Source organism: Ruegeria sp. BF7 (genome assembly GCF_056538605.1).
The window spans coordinates 1-21619 of sequence record NZ_JBQFTM010000006.1 but is presented as its reverse complement, the minus strand read 5'-3'; the positions used below and the strand labels follow the sequence as shown (position 1 = coordinate 21619).

Genomic DNA, 21619 nt, shown 5'->3' with positions numbered 1-21619 from the left:
ACGTGCCTAAGGATCCGATTGAAAACACCATTTCCTTCACTCCAACCGAACCCGAATGGGCACTGATACAGGAAATTCTGCCCGCGGATGAACCAACCGCCATCCGATCACATTTCGAGTGTTTCGAAGTGGCTGAGGAAACGGTTCTGCCCTCGCAGGGCATGTATGTGGTGCTTGGCGGCGAAGTACATCTGCGCCAGGACGGGGCAATATTGGCCACCGCCGATACCGGTGACTATTTCTACGAAGAGCATCTTGAGATTTTCGACATTCCCGTCAGCCTCGAGGCACTGGCCACACCCGGCACCAAGTTGGCCTACCTGTCCAGCAACCACTGGTTTGAAATACCGACCAAGGTGCGTGAGGCCTGTTACGCCACACTGTTCGGCGATCTGGTCAGCGTGCATCTGCAGAATTTCCAACAACCGATCAACTGCTGCAGCGTCACGGCGGCAGCGCTGAGCATGTCGGCGCTGGGGTTCAGCTGCGAAGTCAACGACATCTTCCGCGAGTGCGCCCTGCCGACCTCATTCGTGGTGAATGACGGTATTTCGCTGGGCGAGCTATATGACGTCGCCTGTACCTTCATCCACTCGCAGGGCCTGCGCGATAGGGTACAGGTTCAGGCCTATTTCATGGATGAGGCCACCACCTCGGTCGAGCTTTTGTTGGAAGCGATTGATGAATCCAACCGGCTGGGCGGTGATAACGACATCCTGGTGGCGAATTTCCAGGTCGGCGTTGCCCATGGCAAGCCAAATTTGCCGGGCGGGCATTTTGCCATCATCGCCAAGTGCAACCCCAGCACCGGATTGGTGCACATGATGGACGTTCACCCCGAAAAGTACGGCAAGCTTTGGGTCACCACCGTGGATCGCATCTGGGCCGGGATGTCGGACCGTGACGGAACCTCTATGCGGTCGCGGGGCATCCTGCGGTTCTCAGCCCGCGAGGCGGTAAAAACCAACCTTCAGACGCTGCAGCAGGACTGCAACTATGTCGACAGCACGCAGTATCTGGCAAAGGACCCCAAGAAGCGGCGAAATCTGTTCCGGCGCGCCAGCCCGAACATGAACTCGCTGGGCGTGCTGGCTGAAAGCCTTGCGATTTTGGGCGATGCGCAGGTCGATGAAGACAAGCTGCTGATCGCAACGCAAACCAATTTCACGGACGCGCTAAGCCGGGTGTCCACCGCGAAAGAGATGCACGCTCTGGCACAGCGCTATCTCAGCCAGTCACCGGACGTGAATCTGGGCAGCACCTTCCACGGTTATGCCACCCGTAAGGGCGGCGAGGAAAAAGCGCCCGAGGATTGGTTCCGCGACAAGCTGCGCAGCCTGAACGAAGAACAGGACCGGCACCTGATGATCAATATCGACTTTAACCGCGTATTGGGGTTCGAGGTCATCCGCCCGCCCGAGAATGTGTATCGCGAAACCGCATTGCTTGAAGAGTTCTGGTGCCTTTGCATCGCCTATGACGAAGAAAAAGACCTGGTGACCGTGGTGGACATGAGCCCCGCAACCTCGCAGGTCTGGCAGGCGCCGCGCGGACACATCTTCCGCGGCCTGCGCGACCTGAAAAATCCGGCGATGCTGGTGATCGAGGAACATGAGCCGCCCGAAGACCCCACCGACGTTGCCCGTGTCGTGGCGAACAACCCGATCGTTCTGTTCTTTGCGGATGAAGACCCCTGGTCCTATATGCTGCGCAGTATTCTGGCCAATATCGGCATCACCAGCGTCAAGCTGATCGATGTCGAAGGCCACGGGGCCAACGTGATGAAAATGCGGCGGCAGCTAAACGTGCTGACGGGCAAGGAAAAGGCGCCGTATCTGTTCTTTCAGGGCGAATGTCTGGGTCGGCGCTCAGATATTGTCGACATGATCCTGAAAGGTCACTTGCAGGAACGGGTGCACGAAGCCGGGCTGCCGGTTCTGCTGCGCCATGAATCCCCCAGTCTGGACAAGAACATCTTTGGCTACCCCAAGGGCGGCTTGACCGATGCACCGACAGAAAAGCGCAACGTGCTGCTATGCGCCTGCGGATCGTCGGCAGCCGACAAGGTGCCGGAACTGGTGGAACGGATCACAGCAGCCGGGCACAACGTGAAACTGATCCCGTCGGTTTCGGCCGAGAAGTTCTTTCGTGATTTCGGCACCGAACGGATCGAGAAATGCATCACCCACAATGACTATTACCGCGATGATGACGAATGGAACTTCCGCTATATCGAGTTCGGTATGCCCCTGCGCGCCTCACATCTGGCGCTGTGCGACTGGGCTGATTGCGTGGTCGTGGCACCGGTGACCTGCAACACGATGGGCAAGATCGCCAACGGGATTGCCGATAACCTGCTGACCTCGGTTTTTGTGGCATGGCAGTACCGGAACAAGCCGGCGATCCTCTGCCCTGCCTGCAACACGAACATGTGGAACAACGTCACCACTCAGAGAAACGTGGAAAAGCTGCGCGATCTGGGCATTGATCTGGTCGGCCCGCGCAAGGGTCGCCTGTCCAACGGCATGATGGGGATCGGCATGATGGCCACCCCGGACCAGATAATGGAGGTGCTGGACGAAGCCTTCGAAGAACTGGCCGATCAGGAACACAATATCTGCAAATGGGCACAGGAGGCCGCCGCCTCGGATGATATCGCGCAATGGGGCCGGGTGTTCCAGGCCATCGACACCGGAATGGCCGGAATCGACATCGTCGATGACAGCAATGGCGACACGCTGCTGCATTACGCGGCGGGCGGTGAAGGCGAGCTGAACGATGAAGGCATTGATCTGGGCAAACCGGACCTTGAGGCCGCGCAGTCGCTGATCGACCGAGGCATCAACGTCAACGCCACCAACGATCACGGATTTACCAGCCTGCATGTGGCGGTGATGAACAACTCGGTCGAAATGGTGGAAGTCCTGCTGGGGGCCGACGGCATCGATGCCAGTTCCTGTATTCAGTTCCTGCAAAACCCGAACAACACCAAGGACATCAAACTGGCGGGAGAAATCGTCGAGATGCTGGACAATTGGGCCAACACCCACACCCTGACCGAGTTGGAGGAAGAAAACGAAAGCGATCTGATCGAGGATCGGGAAAAGACGTATCTCTACTTCACTTACGGCTCGCTCAAGAAGGGGTTCCCGAACCACGATGCCCATACCGAGGTGCTGGATGATTTCGTGGGCGAGGCGGTGACCCGGCAGCGGATGCCCCTGATCGTTCCGCACGAGCCGCATTGCGACAATCCCAATTGCGGCTTCCTGCACCGCATGGCCACGCTGGTCGATCAAAAGGGCCGCGGCAAACCTGTTATGGGCGAGGTCTATCGCGTCTCATCTTCCGGGATGAAAGAACTGGACAAGCTGGAAGGCTATCACGGCCCCAACTCGCCCGAGAATGTCTATGTGCGCAAGCGGATCAATGTGCTGATCAACGGTGTGAAAAAGCCCGCCTATACCTATGTGATCGCACAGCCCACCAAGTATCTGGATCAATGGGAACAGGGCACATCCGGAATTGTCGCGGAATACACCTTGGATATGGCAACGGGAACGCCCAAGCCGGGATATAAGCCACCCACCTAATTTTGCAGCTCGATCACGGCCTCATCCTCCGGGTCGGACTTGAGGCTGAGGTTGTAGGCCGTGATCGCCACCATGCACAGCAGGACAAAGGGCCAGAACGCGGCCTTTGGGATCAGGTTGTCCTTGTAATGGATGACCCGCAGCGAGGGCACCGCCTCGGACGCGAAAAGGTAGGTGTTGATCGAGACCGCCAACAGCAGGAAATACATCAGGAAAAAGAACGATTCCATGTAGATCACCGGCGACCCGGCAAAGCCCTCACGCAGTTGTACATGGGCCAGCAGGATCACGAAGAACAGGACCGAACAGGTGCCAATCACGCTGGAGGTGCTGAAATCGTGCCGTTCCACCAGATCGGGGTGGCGGGTGACGGTCATCACCGCGCCGAACAGCAGCATCGTCACCACGATCAGGGGGATCATGTGGACGATGAAGGCATTGCCGAAATTGCGCTTGATAACGAAGTTATAGTGCAGTTCCGGCAGGTTGGTCTGAAACTCGTTATCGCCAATGCCCAACGTGGTATCCAGATCGGACAGGCGATAGTCGAAATAGGTGTTCTCCCGCTCCCACGTGCCCATGACGATGCGGTTGTCGATGCCAAAGATATCATCTGGTCCAGTGGCGGGATAGGCCGAAAAGTCCGGTATTAGAGCCACATCTACGTCAAACTCACCGGGCCAGAACCGGACCCAGACAGTTTTGTGGTCGAACGGGTAGCTGGTGTAGTCAAAGCTTTGCCGCAGCGTCTGTTCGAAATACCAACCAATCAGTTCCGACCCGTCCTGGTCCATGCGATAGACCTCTTCGATCAGGCCATTCGCTGCATCGGTGGCCTCGGGCAGGATGAACCCCACCTCGCCTTCGGGCGGTTTGATTGCGTCATGGGTGCCATCTTCGTAGTGCTGCCAGATATAGCCGCTGACATGCACGTCGCTGGCGCCGGTAAAGCTGAAGGATTTGATGAAGATGCCGGTTCTGACGCGATAGTCCGGCGCATTCCCCAGTTTTTGCAGGTAGTCATCAACCGAGGCCTGATCCGGCAGCTGCGTTGGATCGCCTTCGAAATGGTTTAGCGCGACCAAAAATTTGAACAGCAGCACCGCCAGACCAAACGTCAGGGCGCCGGAAATCCACCAAACCTTCTTTTCGATGCTCATCCAGACCCTCTCATGCGTGGTCAAGCCGCCCAACCAGGGACTGTGTGATGCCCATCTCCGTAAACCGTGCGCCCAGCGCCTCGAAATCTTCATGCGCGCTCATGGGAATGCCCCAGCCGCCGCACGCGGCAAGTACCCGCGCGTGTTGAATCGAAAGATCGACCATCGGCAGGGGTTCGGCAGCGGTGAACTTACCCAGAGCCTCGATGTATTCCGTGGCCCTGTCCCATTCCTGCCGCGCCAGCATGACAGCGCTGGCATCAGGGTAGAAATGCAGATGGCTATGCCCCACGCAGCCCTCAGCAATGATCTGAGCGCCCAGTTTTAGGTGCTGATCCTGTTTGTTAGGGTCTGTTTCTGCCATGGCCAGTGCTGACAGCGCCTTTGGCCCGACAAAGTTCCGACCGTGTTCCAAGGCGATTTCCACGGCGCGCGCTCCTGTCTTGCGCGCTTCCTCCAACTGCCCTTCGTAAACCTGCGTTCGGGCCAGATGCTCCAACGCCTGCGCCTCAAGCCGTTTGGCCCCGACGCGGCTGGCAATTTCAGCGGACACCGAAAAGGTGTCCAGCGCCTGATCCAGTTCACCCAGAAAAGTGTGCGCCACGCCCAGGCAGGTCTGCGCCACGCATTCCGGCACGAAGGCGAAGTATTTCTGGGAAACTTCGATAGCCTCCTGCGCGTCCCGCTTACCCTGCGCCACATCACCGGTATAACTGCGCGCTACGCTGAGGTTATGCAGGTTCGCCGCCAGATCCCGCACCAGCCCTTTCTCACGCGCCCGCTCGACCGCTTGGGTATAGAACCCGGCGGCCGTCTGCATCGTCGCGTTCATGAAATTGGCATCGCCAAACCCGCTGAGCGCACCAACCTCCAACCGGGCCGATTCCAGCTTTCTGGCCAGTGTTAGAGCCTTTTCATTGCTTTGCAGCGCATCCTCGACCCGGCCCAGTGGGAAATAGACATTGCCGCGCACATAGTTGATCTGAGCGATGTCGCGCTCAGACCCGCACCGTTCTGCCGCCTCTTCCGCCGTATCGAGGCTTTGCAGGGCATCCGTGTACAGGCTGGCCTGCCGCGCTGCCTGCGCCAGCCCGATATGGGCACGGCTGACCTGTTCATCGGTTTCGGCCAAATCTGCAGCCTCTTTGAATTCGCGCAGAGCGTCATCCGACAAACCTTGCAACCGGTGCGTCTCTCCCCGGGCGCAAAACAGATCGAACCGCACCCCGGATGGAGCGGGCAGTTCCAGCGCCCGTTCGATCAGCGGGCTGGCATCGTCGAACTGGAAGGCCTGAATCAGGTTCTCAGCGGCGTCCAGATAGGCCTGCGCTGCGTTGGTCGCCCCCGCCCGGTCCAGATGCTGTGCCCGCAAGGTGGCATCGCGATCCTCGAACCATTTCGCAGCCTGACGATGCAGCCGCGCGCGTTCCGATTTGACCAGAGTCGCATATGACCCGTCCCGGATCAGCGCATGAGCAAACATCAGATCGGTCCCCGCCTCGCGGATCAGGGCCGAGCGGATCAGGGTCGAGGTGTCCAGATGCCCTTCGCCCAAGATAAAGTTCAGCACCTCGGGCGAGAACCGCTGCCCCAATACCGAGGCCGCCTGAATCGCTGCCCGGCTGGACCGGTCCAGCGCATCCAGCCGTGACTGCACGATGCCCTGAATGCTGCCGGGAACGGATTCGCGTTTCAAAACGTCGATGTTGCGCAAGAGCTGTTCCAGAAACAGCGGATTACCTCCGGCACGCTGCACACAGGCGTCCAGAAGTTCGGGGTCGATGCCGGTGAACTCCTCGACCAGTTGCCGGGCCTGATCCTCGCCCATCGGTGCCAGTTCCAGTTTCGAGATCAGTGCGCCGTCCGTGCTCATCTGCCATTCGCGGTTGATCGGGTCACCCTCAACGCGGCTGGTCATCAGCAACACACAGGGTAAGTCGCGCGTGGTGGCGGCGATATGGGCGCAGGCGGTCAGAATATCGGGCCCGGCCCAGTGGATATCCTCGATCTGGATCAGCATGGGTGCTTCCCGGCTGCGCGCGGCAATCAACTCGTCGATCACCTGCCGCCGCCCGCGCAATCGGGTGGCGTTATCCATCACCGCATAGACCTCGGCCAGTCCGGGGTCTTGCTCCAGTTCCAACAGCGCGCTCAGATGGGTGGCGTTTGAGGGCGAAACCCAGCCCTTGACCACCGCATCCTGCGCCATCGCCGCGCAGGTGGCGGCGTCATCCCCAGCCTCAAGCCCCAGAATGCTGCGGGCAACGGATTGAATGGCCGAGTGCCCCTCGCGCGTGCCGAAATCCATCACGACACCGTTGTGGATCGAGTAGTTGAGGCCAGCGGCCATCTCGGCAACCTGTTCGGACAGGTGCGTCTTGCCGATCCCCGGCTCGCCCAGAACGATATGAACCTCGCCCTTGCCGTGTTGCTGGCAGCGGTCGAATGTGGCCGAGAACAGTGACATCTCGCGCTCGCGCCCGACAAAGCGGTGACGGCGCGAGCGGATGTTGCGCGCCAGCCGGTCCAACCGCCACAGCTCAACCGGCTCATTCAGACCCTTGATCTCCTTCTCACCCATAGACTCACCGACAAATAGCGGCCCTAACGCGCGCTGAATGTCATGCGACACGAAGGTTTCGCCCGGCACGGCCATGTCGGTGATGCGCGAGGCCAGGTTCACGCCATCGCCGGTTACCGTATATTCCGTATGTGCCTGGCTGCCGGTTGTGCTAGCGATCACCTGACCCGAGGCGATGCCGATATGGCACGAGAGAGGCGGGTTCAGGCTGGGCAGCACCGCGTGGATTTCCAACGCCGCCCGCGCCGCGCGTTCGGTATCATTGGTGTGCGAGATCGGCGCGCCGAAAACGGCCATGACCGCGTCGCCGATATGCTTGTCGATCCGGCCGCCGAATTTCTCGACCACATGATCGACCTTGGCGAAAAACGCATTCAGCAGCGCGTGCATGTCCTCGGCATCCAACTCGCTGGTCAGGCGGGTAAAGCCGGTGAGGTCGGCAAACATCACCGTCACCTGCCGTTTGGCGGGCTCGGGCGGGGTGTCGGGCGCATAGGGCTGAACGGTTTCCACCGTCTCAAGCTGGGCAATCGCGCGCAGTAGCCTGCGGCGGTCTCCGACAGCGGTCACTCCGATTTCGATCAGGTCTTCGCCCGTCAGATCGGGCAGAATTGCGAAATCAATTTTGTTATCCAAAAAGGCTTGCGCGTATTCAGAAAGTCCAAGCGCGCCCAGCCAGTCCCTCAAGTCCTGAGACATGTCGCCCCTCTGAAGCCCCCTTACTTCAGAGTCAGACCTAGCACAGCAGAGCCGCTTGAGTCTGCAATGCTTGACGAAATTAATGTTTATGTACGCCCATATGCCTGAAAATCAGACTTCAGCGCTCAGCCCTTCGGTCGACAGATCGTCCAGTCTGGGCATCAGCCGCAGCAATTCGCTGGCATAATCGGTCTGAGGGTTGGCGAACAACGCGTTGGTATCTTGCAGCTCGACCACCTTACCCTGCTTCATCACCGCAACCCGGTCGCACATCTGGCGTACCACCGGCAGATCGTGGCTGATGAACAGCAGGGTCAGCCCCAAATGCTCTTGCAGGTCCTTCAGGATGTTCAGGATCTGCGCCTGGATGGATACATCCAATGCGCTGGTGGGTTCATCACAGATAAGGAAACGCGGCTGTGTCGCCAACGCGCGGGCGATGGATATCCGCTGACGCTGCCCGCCCGAGAATTCGTGCGGATATTTCAGCCCAGCCTCATGGCCCAGCCCCACCTGATCCAGCAGTTCATCCACACGGCGCTTGATATCGGCCCCGTCCATCAACCGGTGATGGCGGATTGGCTCGGCCACAATGTCGTCGACCCGCATCCGGGGGTTCAGAGACGAATACGGGTCCTGAAAGATCATCTGGATGTTCTTGCGATAGGCATCCAGCGCGGCTTTGTTGGTCAGGTCGCTGACCACCTGCCCCTCGAACGTGATGGTGCCGCCATCGACCGGGTAAAGCCCCGCGATCATCCGGGCGACAGTGGATTTGCCCGAACCGGACTCGCCCACGACCCCGAACACCTCACCCGCGCGAATGTCAAAGCTGACATCATCCACAGCGGTGAAATAGGTGCGATCCCACGGCATCAGGCCTTTGCGCTGCAGGAATTTCTTGGTCAGGTTGCGAATCTCGAACACCGGTTTGGAGGTGTCATTATCCACCTTCGGCCAGTGGCGGGCCATATCCTCGATGGCAAAGCGGGTCTCGCGCCCGCCATAGCTGATCTGCGGGAAGCGGTGCAGCTTCAGCGTCGGACGCGGCACAGCGGCGATCAGTGATTTGGTGTATTCGTGGCTGGGCCGACCCATGACCTGCGCGGTCGGGCCGGATTCGACCACTTTGCCCGCATACATCACCGTCACCTTGTCGGTGGTGTCCGCGATCACGCCCATATCATGGGTGATCAGGATGACGCCCACCTGACGTTCGCGCGCCAGTTCCTTGATCAGGTCCAGAATCTGCGCCTGAACCGAGACATCCAGCGCCGTTGTCGGCTCATCCGCGATGATCACGTCCGGCTCGGTACACAGCGCCAGCGCAATAACCACCCGCTGCCGCATCCCGCCAGAGAACTGGTGCGGGTACTGGTCCAGCCGCGTATCGGGATCGGGAATGCCGACACGATCGATCAGGTCGCGGGCGCGCTTGTTCGCCTCGGCGTCCGAGCCACCCAGATGGGCCTGAATGGTTTCGACCAATTGCTCGCGCACGGTAAACAGAGGGTTCAGCGAGGTCAGCGGGTCCTGAAAGATCATCGAGATCTTCTTGCCGCGCAGCCCGCGCATGGCCTCAGCGTCCAGACCGCTGATCTGATCGCCGCTCAGCCGGATGGTGCCGCTGGCAATCCGTCCGGGGCGGTCCAGCAACCCCATAATGGCGGCACCGATCGTGGATTTACCCGCGCCGGATTCGCCAACGAGGCCGTGAATCTCACCGGGCTCCACCGACAGATCCACATGGTCTACGGCGGTGAACAGCTTGCGGCGGGTCGGGAATTCGACCGTCAGGTCATTGATCGTCAGAAGGCTCATGAAGTCACCGCAGCTTGGGGTTCAGCGCATCGCGCAGCCAGTCGCCCAGCAGGTTCACAGACAGGGCCAGCGCCAAAAGGGTGCAGGCCGGGAAGAACAGGATCCACCACTCACCCGAAAACAGGAAACCCTGCCCGATGCGGATCAGCGTACCCAGCGACGGCTGGGTCGGCGGAGCGCCCACACCCAGAAAGCTCAGCGTTGCCTCGGCAATGATCGCCAGCGCCAAGGAAATCGTGGCGATCACCAGAACCGGACTGAGGACATTCGGCAGGATGTGGCGGAACATGATCGGGATCGAACCGCGGCCAATCAGCCGGGCGGCCTGAACATATTCCTTGTTTTTCTCGACCAGTGCTGCGCCCCGCACTACGCGAGCAAACTGCACCCAGTCCGACAGGGCAATCGCGACAATCAGCACGTAGATTGCCATCGCGTTGCGGTACTCGGGCGGTGTCACCCCCTTTGCGATGCCGAAAATCAACATCGCCACCAGAATGGCCGGGAAGGTCAGCTGCACATCGGCGATCCGCATGATGATGGTCTCGACCCAACCGCCATAATAGGCCGCCATCAGCCCCAGGATCACGCCGATGACCATCGCCAGCACCACCGCCGAGGCCCCAACGAACAACGATATACGCAGCCCGTAGAGAATGGTCGAGAACACATCCCGCCCCTGATCGTCGGTACCCAGCAGAAAGGTCTCCTGCGTGAAGGCGTTCGGTGTACCCGGTGGCGTGAACCCGTTCATCAGGTTCAGCGTCGCCGGATCGAACGGGTTATAGGGTGCGATCAGCGGCGCGAAGACGGCCGCGAGCACAAGAATCACCACTACGACCGAGGCGACGATTGCCACCGGAGAATGCCGGAACGACCACGCGAAATCGCTGTCCCAGAATTTGGCGAAACGCGATTTGGGCGCGGTTGACGGAGTTTCGGTCGTATCGGTCATGTAGCCCTCGCGTCGACACGCAGGCGCGGGTCAATGGCATAGTAGAGAAGATCGACAATCAGGTTGATCGACACGAACATGACCGAAATCAGCATCAGGTAAGCGGCCATGACAGGGATATCGACGAACTGGATTGCGTTGATGAACAGCAGGCCGACGCCGGGCCACTGGAACACCGTCTCGGTGATGATGGCGAAGGCGATGATCGAGCCCAACTGCAGGCCAGTGATGGTGATCACCGGCACCAGCGTGTTCTTCAGCGCGTGACGAAAGTTGATCACCCGGTCCGATAGCCCGCGCGCTCGGGCGAAACGGACATAGTCTGCACGCATCACTTCCAACATTTCCGAACGCACCAACCGCATGATCAGTGTCATCTGATACAGGCCCAGCGTAATCGCTGGCAGAATCAGCGCCTTGAGCCCCGAGGCCGTCAGGAACCCGGTGGACCAGCTGCCGATCATCACCGTCTCGCCCCTGCCGAAACTGGGCAGGACGCCCAATTCAATCGAAAAGACATAGATCAGCAATATCCCGATCAGGAAGGTCGGCAGTGACACCCCCAGAAGGGACACGGTCATGATGATATTCGCGGCCACGCCTTGTCTTCGGATCGCCGTAAAGACGCCCAGCGCGATGCCCATGGTGATGGCCAGAAAGCCCGAGACAAAGGCCAGTTCCAACGTGGCGGGGGCGCGTTCGATCAGGATCGTCGAGACCGGACGCCCCTGACGGTACGAGACGCCAAAATCGCCCTGCACCGCGCCTTTCAAAAACTTGAAGTATTGAACCGGAAAGGGCTGATCGAGACCCAGCTCGGTGCGCAGCCGATCTATGTCCGCCTGCGTGCGTTCCTGCCCCAGCATGTTGTCGATCGGATCACCGACAAATCGGAACATGGAAAAGGCCACCAGACCCACGACCAGCAGCACGATCACGGATTGGAACATCCTTCGGACGATATATGCGAACATGCGTTTCCCTCGTTGATCGGTCTTCCTAGGCCGCCTCTGACCTGGTGGTCAAGGTATCGCTAACAGGAAGACGCGACGTTCCGTTAGTTCACCGTCACCCAACGCAGCAGAAAGAAATCGTCCGGTCGCTGCGTCAGATCAACATTGCTGCGCGTACCCCAGACCAGAGGCTGCACATACAGAGGCACATAGACCTGTTCGTCCTGAACAATCTGAGCTACCTCGTCCAGCATGGCCTGCCGTTTGCCCACGTCCATTTCCGACTGGATCATCGGCAGCAACTCGTCGGCACGCGCATTCGAAAAGCCGCCGAAGTTCCAACTGCCCAGCTTCTTTTCCTCATTGGGGGTCGCCACAAGAAATCGCACCGGATGCTCGGCGTCAAAGGTGCCGGGGCTCCAGCCCAGCAGGTACATGTCGTAGTTGTCCTCGCGCAGCTCGGGCCAGTAGTTTCGGACAGGCATGGCGTCCAGTTCCGCGGTGAGTCCGATCTGGGCCAGCATGGAGACCACGGCCTGACAGACGGCCTCGTCATTCAGATAGCGGTCATTTGGGCATTTCAGGCCGAAGGAGAAGCCATCGGCAAAACCCGCCGCGGCCAGCAGGGCCTTGGCGGCTTCGACGTCAAAGGCGGGGCGGTCGGCGTTGGCTGCGGAATAGCCGCTCATGGCCGGACTCACCAGTTGCGTGGCCGCCTCGGCATTACCCCGCATGATGGTGGCCAGAATGGCATCGACATTCACCGCCTGCGCCACCGCTTTACGCACACGCGGGTCGCGAAACGGGTTCGGTTTGCCTGCGTCGTCGGTATATTTCAGTGTTTCGGCCTGATGATCAAAACCCAGCATGATCACGCGCGCCTCGATGCCCTGAATGACGTTCACCTCGTCATTGCCCTGCAGGCGCGCCACGTCCTGAATGGGCACCGGGTTGATCATGTCCACATCGCCGGACAACAGCGCTGCAACGGCGGTGGCGGGGTTCTGGATCGGGTTGAATTCGGCGCTCGTGATGTTGTGTTCCACCTCACCCCACCAGCCGTCGAACGGTTCCAGCACCGTACGCAGGCCCGGCTCTCGCGCGGTGACTTTGAACGGGCCGGTGCCATTGGCGTTGAGCGTCGCATGGTTGCCGGTTTCCTTGTCGGGGACGGCGGCGTCATTGGCCTCGGTCCAGCCCTGATCCATGATCATCCAGTTGGCGATCGAGGACGGGAACAGAGGGTTTGCGGCAGTGGTCATGAAATCAACGGTGTAGTCGTCGACCACGATCACCTCACTGATCGGCGCAAACCAGCTGCGGGTGTCGGCTGCCTCGCCCGAGGCGCGCTGAAAGCTGAACAGCACGTCCTGTGCATCGAACGTGCTGCCATCGTGAAAAGTCACGCCCTCACGCAGTTTGAACCGCCATCCTTCACCATCGCCGATAGGCTCCCAACTGATGGCCAGGGCTGGTTCGACCTGCATGTCCTTGTCGCGGCGCACAAGCCCTTCGTAGACATTATTGAGAAACCCCAGAACCGGGGCCGAGTTGACTGCGTGCGGATCCATCGTCTGCGGATCGGTGGTCGAGGCCCACGTGAACTCGACCGCCTGCGCGCTGGTGGCGGCAAGCATGGCCAGACCGATGGCGCTGTGTCTGAGGATCATGGCGAAATCTCCCTGTGTCTGCCGCAAAGGGGCGGTGTTGAAGGATAACGCAAAAGACAGGGCGTGAGGATCACGCCCTGCCAAGTTTCCGGTCTGAATAGCTTAGTTCAGAGTGAAGTACTTGATCTTGGGCGAATCCTCCGGCTCGACCACGGTACCAACGTTGGACTTCATCCCCCAGTTCAGCACTTGGTGGTGGATCGGGATGTACAGCTGTTCGTCCTGAACAACCTGCCAGATTTCAGCGATCTGCTTGTCACGCTCGGGCAGGTTGGTTTCCGAGGCCAGACCTTGAATCCTGGCATCCAATTCCGGGTTGCTGTAGCGCGTGCCGTTCCACGAACCGTATTTTTCACCCTTGGTATGCGCCAGGAAGTTGAAGATGTATTCCGAGTCGTAGGTCGGAACACCCCAGCCCAGCATGTAGAAGTCGGTTTCCAAGTTGTTGATCAGCGGGAAGTGCTGCGCCTTGGGCTTGGCATCCAGATTCACGGTGATCCCAATCTGCGCCAGCATACCGACCGCGGCCTGACAGATTGCCTCATCATTGATGTAGCGGTCATTCGGGCAATCCAGCTGGATTGTGAACCCGTCTGGATAACCGGCCTCGGCCATCAGGGCCTTGGCGCCCTCGATATCGGTGGTTGAGGAGCTGTCCATGCCCTGATCCCAGCCATTAACGAAGGGCGGTGCAATCATACCCGCCGGGGCCGACTGGCCGCGCATCACGACCTGCTTGATCGCATCGCGGTTGATCGCCTTGGACATGGCCTGACGCACACGGACATCCGACAGGGGGTTCTTGCCGTCGACATTGTCATTGGCCAGATCGGCGTCACCCATGTTCAGACCGAAAAAGATCACCCGGTTTTGCGGCGCTGTGCGCACGTCCAGACCGTCGGCGCTGGCAACGCGCTCAAGGTCCTGTACGGGGACGTCCTGAATGAAATCAACCTCACCCGACAGCAGGGCCGCGACACGGGTCGCTGCGTTCTGGATCGGGGTATAGATGATCTCGGTTACGGCCAGCGGGAACTCATCCTTGCCCCAGTAGTTTTCGTTGAGGGCCAGAACGGTTTTCACGTCCGGTTCGCGGCTGACCAGCTTATAAGGACCGGTGCCGTTGGCGTTCTTTGCCGCGAATGTGTCTTCACCACCTTCATAGTCCTGCACCTTGACGGCGTTGTTCGCCTCGGCCCAGCCCTTGTCCATCATGAACATGTTGGTCAGGTTGTTGGGCATGATCGGGTTGGGGCCATCGGTTTCGATCTCTACGGTGTATTTGTCCGGCGCGCGCACCTCTTTCACCGAGGCCAGAAGTTCCTTGTAATCGGAATCCGGCGTCATCGCCCGGTTCAGCGAGAACACAACGTCTTCGCTGTCGAATTCGGCCCCGTCATGGAAGGTCACGCCTTCGCGCAGCTTGAACACCCAGATATTCGGGTTTTCTTCGGACGGCGCCCATTCGGTGGCCAGCGACGGTACCAGCGCGCCGGAATGGTCGCGCATCACCAGCGTTTCCATAATCTGGTGCGCCAACGCCGACGTCGGGCCTTCGTTCTGCGCATGAGGGTCCAGCGTCAGCGAGTCGCCCGCCCGCGCCCAGCGCAGGGTATCAGCCGACGCGCCCACCGCCATCAACGCGGTGGCGCTGGCAGCAATCATTAGGTTTCTTAGGATCATTTTGGTCTCCCCGGTTTTTTTGTTAGCGCCGTCATTGCGACGGCCAGCCGCTTTTTGCGACCGTGGTGCAACCGATCATCCAGATCATTTTGATCGTTGCAACAATAGATTGAACATAAACCCGGCGACCCAAGGGAAACCCGGGGCGCGCGACAAGAATCAGGCAAACGGCACCCGCGCCTCGTCCAGTGTTTTTTGCCCCGTGGGCAGACTCAGGTCACATATGACCGGATTTGATCGTGCAATCACGCGCCCTTTGCGCACCACGGCCAACCGATGAGCGCGCAGCCGGATCGCCTCGATCCGGTCGGTCGCCTGCAGCAGCACGAAATTGGCGACACAGCCCTTGGCCACACCATACCCCTCCAACCCCATAATCCGGGCCGAGTTTTCGGTGACTGCATCGAAACACCACGCCATGTCGGCACGGCTGGACAATTGTCCCACATGCAACCCCATGAAGGCCACGTCCAGCATGTCGGCCTTACCCAGTGAATACCACGGGTCCATGACGCAATCCGAGCCAAAGCCCACCGTGATCCCGGCATCGCGCAACTCGCGCACACGGGTCTGGCCGCGGCGTTTGGGGTAGGTGTCGTGACGCCCCTGCAGCATGATGTTGATCAAAGGGTTCGGGATCGCGTGCACCCCGGCCTCGACCATCAACGGGATCAGCTTGGAGACATAGTAGTTGTCCATTGAATGCATAGAAGTCAGATGCGACCCTGCGACCCTGCCATTCAGACCCAAACGTTGGGTTTCATAGGCCAAAGTCTCGATGTGGCGGCTCAGCGGGTCATCGCTTTCGTCGCAATGCATATCGACCATCAGCCCCCTCTCTGCAGCGATTTCACACAGCAGACGCACGGATTCGGCCCCGTCGGCCATGGTGCGTTCGAAATGCGGGATACCGCCAACCACATCCACTCCCATATCCAGTGCGCGGATGGTGTTCTGCATCGCTGTCGGATCACGCAACACGCCGTCCTGCGGAAAAGCGACCAGTTGCAGGCAAAGGTAACCCTTCACCTGTTCGCGCACCTGCAACAGGGCCTGCACGCCCTTCAGCTCATCGTCGCAGGTGTCCACGTGGCTGCGGATCGCACCGATCCCTTTGGCCACGGCCAATTCGCAATAGCGCAGCGCGCGGGCGACGATGTCATCGACCGACTGGATCGGCTTAAGCTCTCCCCACAGCGCAATCCCTTCCAGCAGGGTGCCCGAAACGTTCATCCGCGGCGTACCCAGCGAAAGGGTCGCATCCATATGGAAATGCGGATCAACAAAAGGTGGCGAGACCAGCTGTCCTTCCGCGTCGATCACTTCACCCGCTTCGGCGGTGATCCCGGGTTCGATGGCGGCGATCCTGCCCTCCGCACAGGCGATATCCACCCCGGTCTGGCCATCGGGCAGTGTGGCATTCTTAACGATCAGATCGAACATGGAGGCTCCTATCGTTGGCCTTTGAACCAGGGGGTGAGCAATGCACGCGGATAATCCGCCGACCGCGCAGCGACGACAAGCGCGATGATCGACAGGATATAGGGCGCCATCAGGAACACCTGACCGGGCACCAGCGCGCCCATTTCGGTCTGCAGACGCACCTGCAACGCGTCGAAGGCGCCAAACAACAACGCGCCCAGCAACGCTTTACCCGGACGCCAGCTGGCAAAGATCACCAAAGCGATACAGACCCAGCCGCGCCCGTTGACCATGCCGAAGAAAAAGGCGTCAAAGGCGCTCATGGTCAGGAAGGCCCCACCCAGCGCCATCAGGGACGAGCCCGCGACAATCGCCCCCATCCGCAACCCGTAGACGGACAAGCCCTGTGCGTCGACGCTGTCAGGGTTGTCTCCGACGGCCTTGATCGCCACGCCCAAAGCGGTGCGGTTCATCACATACCAGACCACTGCCACCATCAGCAGCGCCAACCATGTCAGGGCCGTTTGCTGGAATAAAACAGACCCTAAAAAAGGCATTTCGGACAACACTGGCAGGTCCAAGGGTTGAAACGGTTCGATCCGGGGCGGAGATGACACGTTCGGCAGCGCCGTACGATAGGTGTAGTAACTGACCGACGTGGCAAAGAGCGTGATCCCCAGCCCCGAGACATGCTGGGAAAGCCCCAGTGGCACGGTCAGGATCGCGTGAAGCAGCCCAAAGAACGCCCCGGCCAAAGCGGCAACCAGTACCCCGCCCCACAGGCCCGCGCCCAGCCAGACCGCCATCCAGCCACACATGGCGCCGACCACGAAGATCCCCTCGATCCCGAGGTTCAGCACGCCCGCCCGTTCGCAGATCAGCGCGCCCAGAACACCAAAGATCAGCGGTGTGGCGATGCGCAGGGAGGCGGCCCAGAAGCTCTCGGACAGCAGGATGTTGACGATATCCATCATGACGCCGCCCTCGTGGCGCTGGCCCGAACGATCCGGTAGCGGGCAAAGAATCCACCGACCAGCACGCAGAGCAGGGAAACGGACACCACCAGATCGGCCAGGAAAGAGGATACGCCCATGGCGCGGCTCATGCTGTCGGCGCCCACGAAGACGGACGCAATGAACAGCGCCGCGATCACTACGCCCACCGGCGACAGACCCGCAAGCATCGCCACCACAATGCCGGTGTAACCAAAGCCGGGCGACAGATCGGCGGTCAGATAACCTTTCAAACCCGCAACCTCGCTGACGCCGGCCAAGCCGGCCAGTCCACCCGACAGGATGGCCACGCCAAACAGCGAGCGGTTCACGTTGATCCCGGCATGGCGCGCAGCGGCGGCGTTCTCACCAACTGCCCGTAACCGGAACCCCCAAACCGAGCGTGCCAGCATGAATTGCGCCAATCCGGCCAGAATTAGAGCCACAATCAGCCCGGAATGCACCCGCATCCGATCCATCAAGGGTGGCAGCATTCCCTGATCCAGAACCGGGGCCGATTGCGGCCAGCCGAGGCTCATCGGGTCCTGCAGCGGGCCTTCCAGCATCATCTGCACAAAGATCAGGATGATGAAGTTCAGCAACAGCGTGGTCACCACCTCATCTGCGCCGAAGCGGGTTTTCAGATAGGTCGGCGCAACCATCCCCGCTGCTCCTGCCGCCGCGCCAAGCAGGACGATCAGGGGTAGCAACAGGATGCCCGAAACATCCAACACCCCCGAGCCGATTGCAACGGCAGCCATCGCACCCAGATAGAGCTGCCCCTCGGCACCGATATTCCACAGCTTGGCGCGGAACGCCAAAGCAGCGGCAAGACCGGTGAAGATCAGCGGCGTGGCACGGGTGAGGACCTCGGAAAAGGCAAAAACAGAGCCAAACACGCCACGAAACATCTCGGCGTAAGCTGCAATCGGGTTGGCCCCGGCAGCCAGAAGGGGAATGGCAGCAAAGCCCAGAGCAATGACAGCGGACAGGATCGGAACGCCCAGCGTAAAGGCCCGCGACTGGGATTGCCTTGGTTCGATGCGGATCATGCCGGTTCTCCTGCCATCATCAGCCCGATCTGTTCGCGATCACGGCTGGGGGCCTCGTGCAATTCACCATCGCGGATCACAACGATCCGATCGGCAAGGCCCAGAATTTCGTCGAGGTCCTCGGAGATCAAAACCACGCCCGCGCCCCGTTCGCGCGCCTCAAGCAGGCGACGTCCAACCTCTGCTGCCGCTCCCATGTCCAGGCCGCGGGTCGGTTGGTTGGCAAGGATCAGGTTCGGCGCGCGGTCAAACACGCGCGCCAGAATGAGTTTCTGGATATTGCCGCCTGACAGAAGCCGCGCAGGGGCTTCAACGCCCGGTCCGCGTACGTCATACGCTTTGGTCAGACGATCGGCGTTTTCTGCAATGGCCTCGCGCCGCAGAAGGCCGCGCGACTGCACGCCTGCATCGTCCAGACGTTCGATGATCATGTTCTCAGCCACGCTCATGGCGCCGACGATGCCTTCGTGATGGCGATCTTCCGGAATGCGACCAACGCCCGCCCGCACCATCGCGGCAGGGCTGGGGGCGTCGATTTTGACTTCGTTGACCCGTATTAGACCCTGATTTGGGCGTGTCAGGCCTGAAATCACATTGGCCAGCCCGCTCTGCCCGTTGCCCGATACCCCCGCGATCCCGAGGATTTCATGCGCGTGCACTGTCAGATCAACGCCGCTGAGCGTATCGCGCTTGGACCGGCCCGCGACCGACACGCCCGACAGGGACAGGACCGGTGCGCCCGGCGCCATTGCAGCGCCCGCCAGTTCCGGTGTATCCGCCCCAACCATCATCCGGGCGACGGATTTTTCATCGGCCTCGGACGTCGCCATCTCACCCACTTTCCGGCCATGGCGCAGAACGGCGATGCGATCGGAAAAGGCCAGAACCTCGCGCAGCTTGTGGCTGATGAAGATGACCGACAGCCCCTCGGCTGTCATCATACGGATATTTTCGAACAGCGTGTCGGCCTCTTGCGGGGTCAGAACGGCGGTGGGTTCGTCCAACACCAGAATCCGCGCCTGCCGATAGAGCGCCTTGAGGATTTCAACCCGCTGACGCTCCCCCACCGACAGCCGTCCAACCTGTGTATCCAAGGGCGCGGTCAGACCGCTTTGGGCGATGATCTCTTCAACCCTGCGCCGCGCTGCGCGCCGGTTGCGACGCAGGGCAAACAGGGGTTCAGCCCCCAAGGTGATGTTGTCCAGTGCCGAGATATTCTCGGCCAGCGTGAAATGCTGGTGCACCATGCCCACGCCCGCAGCCAGCGCCACCTGCGGATGGCCCAGCGGCAGCGGCTGCAATGCACCGGTTTTGTCCGCCACTTCGATCGAGCCTGAATCGGGCAGATAATGCCCAAACAGCATATTCATCAGCGTGGTTTTGCCCGCGCCATTTTCGCCCAGCAATGCCAGAACCTCGCCCCGGTTCAGGGTCAGGCTGACATCATCATTGGCGATTACCGGGCCGAAATGTTTGCTCAACCCGTTGAGCTTTAAAACTGTGGTCATTGGGAAAGCGGGCCAGCGCAGGGACCGGCCCGAATACGATCAGTTGTCCGAGACCGGGCGGTCATCGTTGACGTTCACGCGGAACAGCCCGTCCAGAATCTCGGCCTGACGCGCGTTCACAGCTTCAATCACCTCAGGCGGAACCAGCTCTTCATCCAGAACCATCGAACCGCCGCCATAGCCCATAAAGCTGTACTGGCCGTAATCCGCAGCCTCGAACGAACCGTTGGCGACATTGTCGATGGCCTTGTCGATGGTCGGTTCCATGTGCCACAGGGCCGAGGCCATAATCGTGCCAGGGTAGTCGCCCGATGTGTCGATGACATTGCCCACGGCCTTCACGCCACGTTCAACTGCTGCATCCGAAACGCCAAAGCGTTCCGCGTACATGATGTCCGCCCCCGCATCCATCATCGCGATGGCACTTTCCTTGGCCTTGGGCGGGTCATACCAGCTATCGATAAAGGTCACGAGGAATGTGACATCCGGGTTCACCTCGCGCGCGCCATCCATGAACGCGTTCATCAGCCGGTTAACCTCGGGGATGGCATAGCCGCCGACCATGCCGATCACGTTCGATTCAGTGGCCGCCCCGGCCACCATGCCGGTCAGGTACGAGGGTTCGTGAATCCAGTTGTCGAAAACCGAAAAGTTGGGCGCCACCGGGCCAAAGGACGAGCCCATCAGAAAGGCCGTATCGGGATAATCCTTGGCCACTTTGCGCGCGGCGCGTTCCAGGCCGAACACCTCGCCCACGATCAGCTGTGCACCTTGTTCGGCATATTCGCGCATCACGCGTTCATAATCGGTGTTCGCTACGTTTTCCGAGAACACGTATTCGATGTCGCCCCGCTCGGCCGCGGTAGTCAGGGCCTTGTGGATACGGCTGATCCATTGCTGTTCCACAGGCAGCGTGTAAATCGCCGCCACCTTGACTGTTTCTGCCGCCGCCAGTCCAGTGGAATACAACGTTGATGCCGCCGCTACCGCAGCAAGCAGCACTCTGCGCGTTAATGTTCTTTTGGTCATATCTCTCTCCTGTGTGGCGAGATGGCAGCATTTTTTTACTGTTCAGTCAATTTTTTCGTCCTCGCCGACGAGAACCCCGGACAATTCAAAACTTCTTCGGGCGTTTAATAGGCAAACGGATTTACCGGTTTCCGCATGTTCGGGTGATCGAGGTTAACCTTCATCTGATACGAAATCCGATACGCAGCCCGGGCACCTGATAGGTAAAGACGCCGTGCCTTTATTTGACGCAGGAGTCCTGTGCCCGGCTACCTGCTGCCCTGCGGTTTGGGCGACGGAATTGTGTAGCGCGTTTCAACTTTTAGTTGTCGTGAGGTTGACGGTTGTTTTATGCCCGCAAGCGAATGATGCAACTGCGCAACAAATGTGCAAACACTTGGGGTTTTTAACCCAAAACTCCTTTTACATCTTAAATACGTTTCGTCGCGGGTTTATCCGGGGCGCCGTTTGATTGCTTCTTTGATGCATTAGCAGTTGCTCTATAGAGTCAGGATAAATTTA

The 21619-nt window shown here is 59.8% G+C and carries 13 protein-coding genes; 1 reads left to right on the top strand and 12 read right to left on the bottom strand.

From position 1 onward, the window contains the following. The first annotated feature begins 2 nt into the window (after positions 1–2). Positions 3–3593 carry a flavoprotein gene (locus ACR0IK_RS13850; RefSeq protein ID WP_480641889.1) on the top strand — a complete coding sequence of 1197 codons (3591 nt, stop codon included), beginning with the start codon at positions 3–5 and terminating at the stop codon, positions 3591–3593. Here the strand turns inward: ACR0IK_RS13850 and ACR0IK_RS13845 are convergent. From ACR0IK_RS13845 to ACR0IK_RS13790, 12 genes are all read right to left on the bottom strand, one after another. Continuing rightward, positions 3590–4753, bottom strand: a complete 1164-nt coding sequence (locus ACR0IK_RS13845) for a hypothetical protein (RefSeq protein WP_480596566.1) — start codon at positions 4751–4753, stop codon at positions 3590–3592. The two genes, ACR0IK_RS13850 and ACR0IK_RS13845, sit on opposite strands and share 4 nt — an antisense overlap. A gap of 10 nt (positions 4754–4763) precedes the next feature. Continuing rightward, on the bottom strand, positions 4764–8033 hold the full coding sequence (locus tag ACR0IK_RS13840; RefSeq protein ID WP_480641888.1) for an adenylate/guanylate cyclase domain-containing protein: 3270 nt from the start codon (positions 8031–8033) through the stop codon (positions 4764–4766). A gap of 111 nt (positions 8034–8144) precedes the next feature. Then, entirely contained in the window at positions 8145–9854 is a 1710-nt protein-coding gene (locus ACR0IK_RS13835; RefSeq protein ID WP_480641887.1) for an ABC transporter ATP-binding protein, read from the bottom strand. 4 nt (positions 9855–9858) lie between these two features. Further along, positions 9859–10809 carry an ABC transporter permease gene (locus tag ACR0IK_RS13830; protein WP_480641886.1) on the bottom strand — a complete coding sequence of 317 codons (951 nt, stop codon included), beginning with the start codon at positions 10807–10809 and terminating at the stop codon, positions 9859–9861. After that, the gene (locus ACR0IK_RS13825; protein WP_480596557.1) at positions 10806–11783 is read right to left on the bottom strand and encodes an ABC transporter permease; all 978 of its coding nucleotides are present in this window, start codon (positions 11781–11783) and stop codon (positions 10806–10808) included. Before ACR0IK_RS13825 ends, ACR0IK_RS13830 begins: the two co-directional genes overlap by 4 nt. A gap of 83 nt (positions 11784–11866) precedes the next feature. Continuing rightward, on the bottom strand, positions 11867–13432 hold the full coding sequence (locus ACR0IK_RS13820; RefSeq protein ID WP_480641885.1) for an ABC transporter substrate-binding protein: 1566 nt from the start codon (positions 13430–13432) through the stop codon (positions 11867–11869). Positions 13433–13534: 102 nt separating this feature from the next. Further along, entirely contained in the window at positions 13535–15115 is a 1581-nt protein-coding gene (locus ACR0IK_RS13815) for an ABC transporter substrate-binding protein (RefSeq protein WP_480641884.1), read from the bottom strand. 159 nt (positions 15116–15274) lie between these two features. Further along, on the bottom strand, positions 15275–16558 hold the full coding sequence (locus ACR0IK_RS13810) for an amidohydrolase family protein (RefSeq protein ID WP_480641883.1): 1284 nt from the start codon (positions 16556–16558) through the stop codon (positions 15275–15277). Between the two features lie 8 nt (positions 16559–16566). Then, the gene (locus tag ACR0IK_RS13805) at positions 16567–17508 is read right to left on the bottom strand and encodes an ABC transporter permease (RefSeq protein ID WP_480642040.1); all 942 of its coding nucleotides are present in this window, start codon (positions 17506–17508) and stop codon (positions 16567–16569) included. Continuing rightward, positions 17508–18578, bottom strand: a complete 1071-nt coding sequence (locus ACR0IK_RS13800; protein ID WP_480642039.1) for an ABC transporter permease — start codon at positions 18576–18578, stop codon at positions 17508–17510. Before ACR0IK_RS13800 ends, ACR0IK_RS13805 begins: the two co-directional genes overlap by 1 nt. Next, on the bottom strand, positions 18578–20089 hold the full coding sequence (locus tag ACR0IK_RS13795; protein ID WP_480641882.1) for an ABC transporter ATP-binding protein: 1512 nt from the start codon (positions 20087–20089) through the stop codon (positions 18578–18580). Before ACR0IK_RS13795 ends, ACR0IK_RS13800 begins: the two co-directional genes overlap by 1 nt. A 39-nt stretch (positions 20090–20128) precedes the next feature. After that, on the bottom strand, positions 20129–21118 hold the full coding sequence (locus ACR0IK_RS13790; protein ID WP_480641880.1) for a BMP family protein: 990 nt from the start codon (positions 21116–21118) through the stop codon (positions 20129–20131). Positions 21119–21619: the final 501 nt, after the last annotated feature.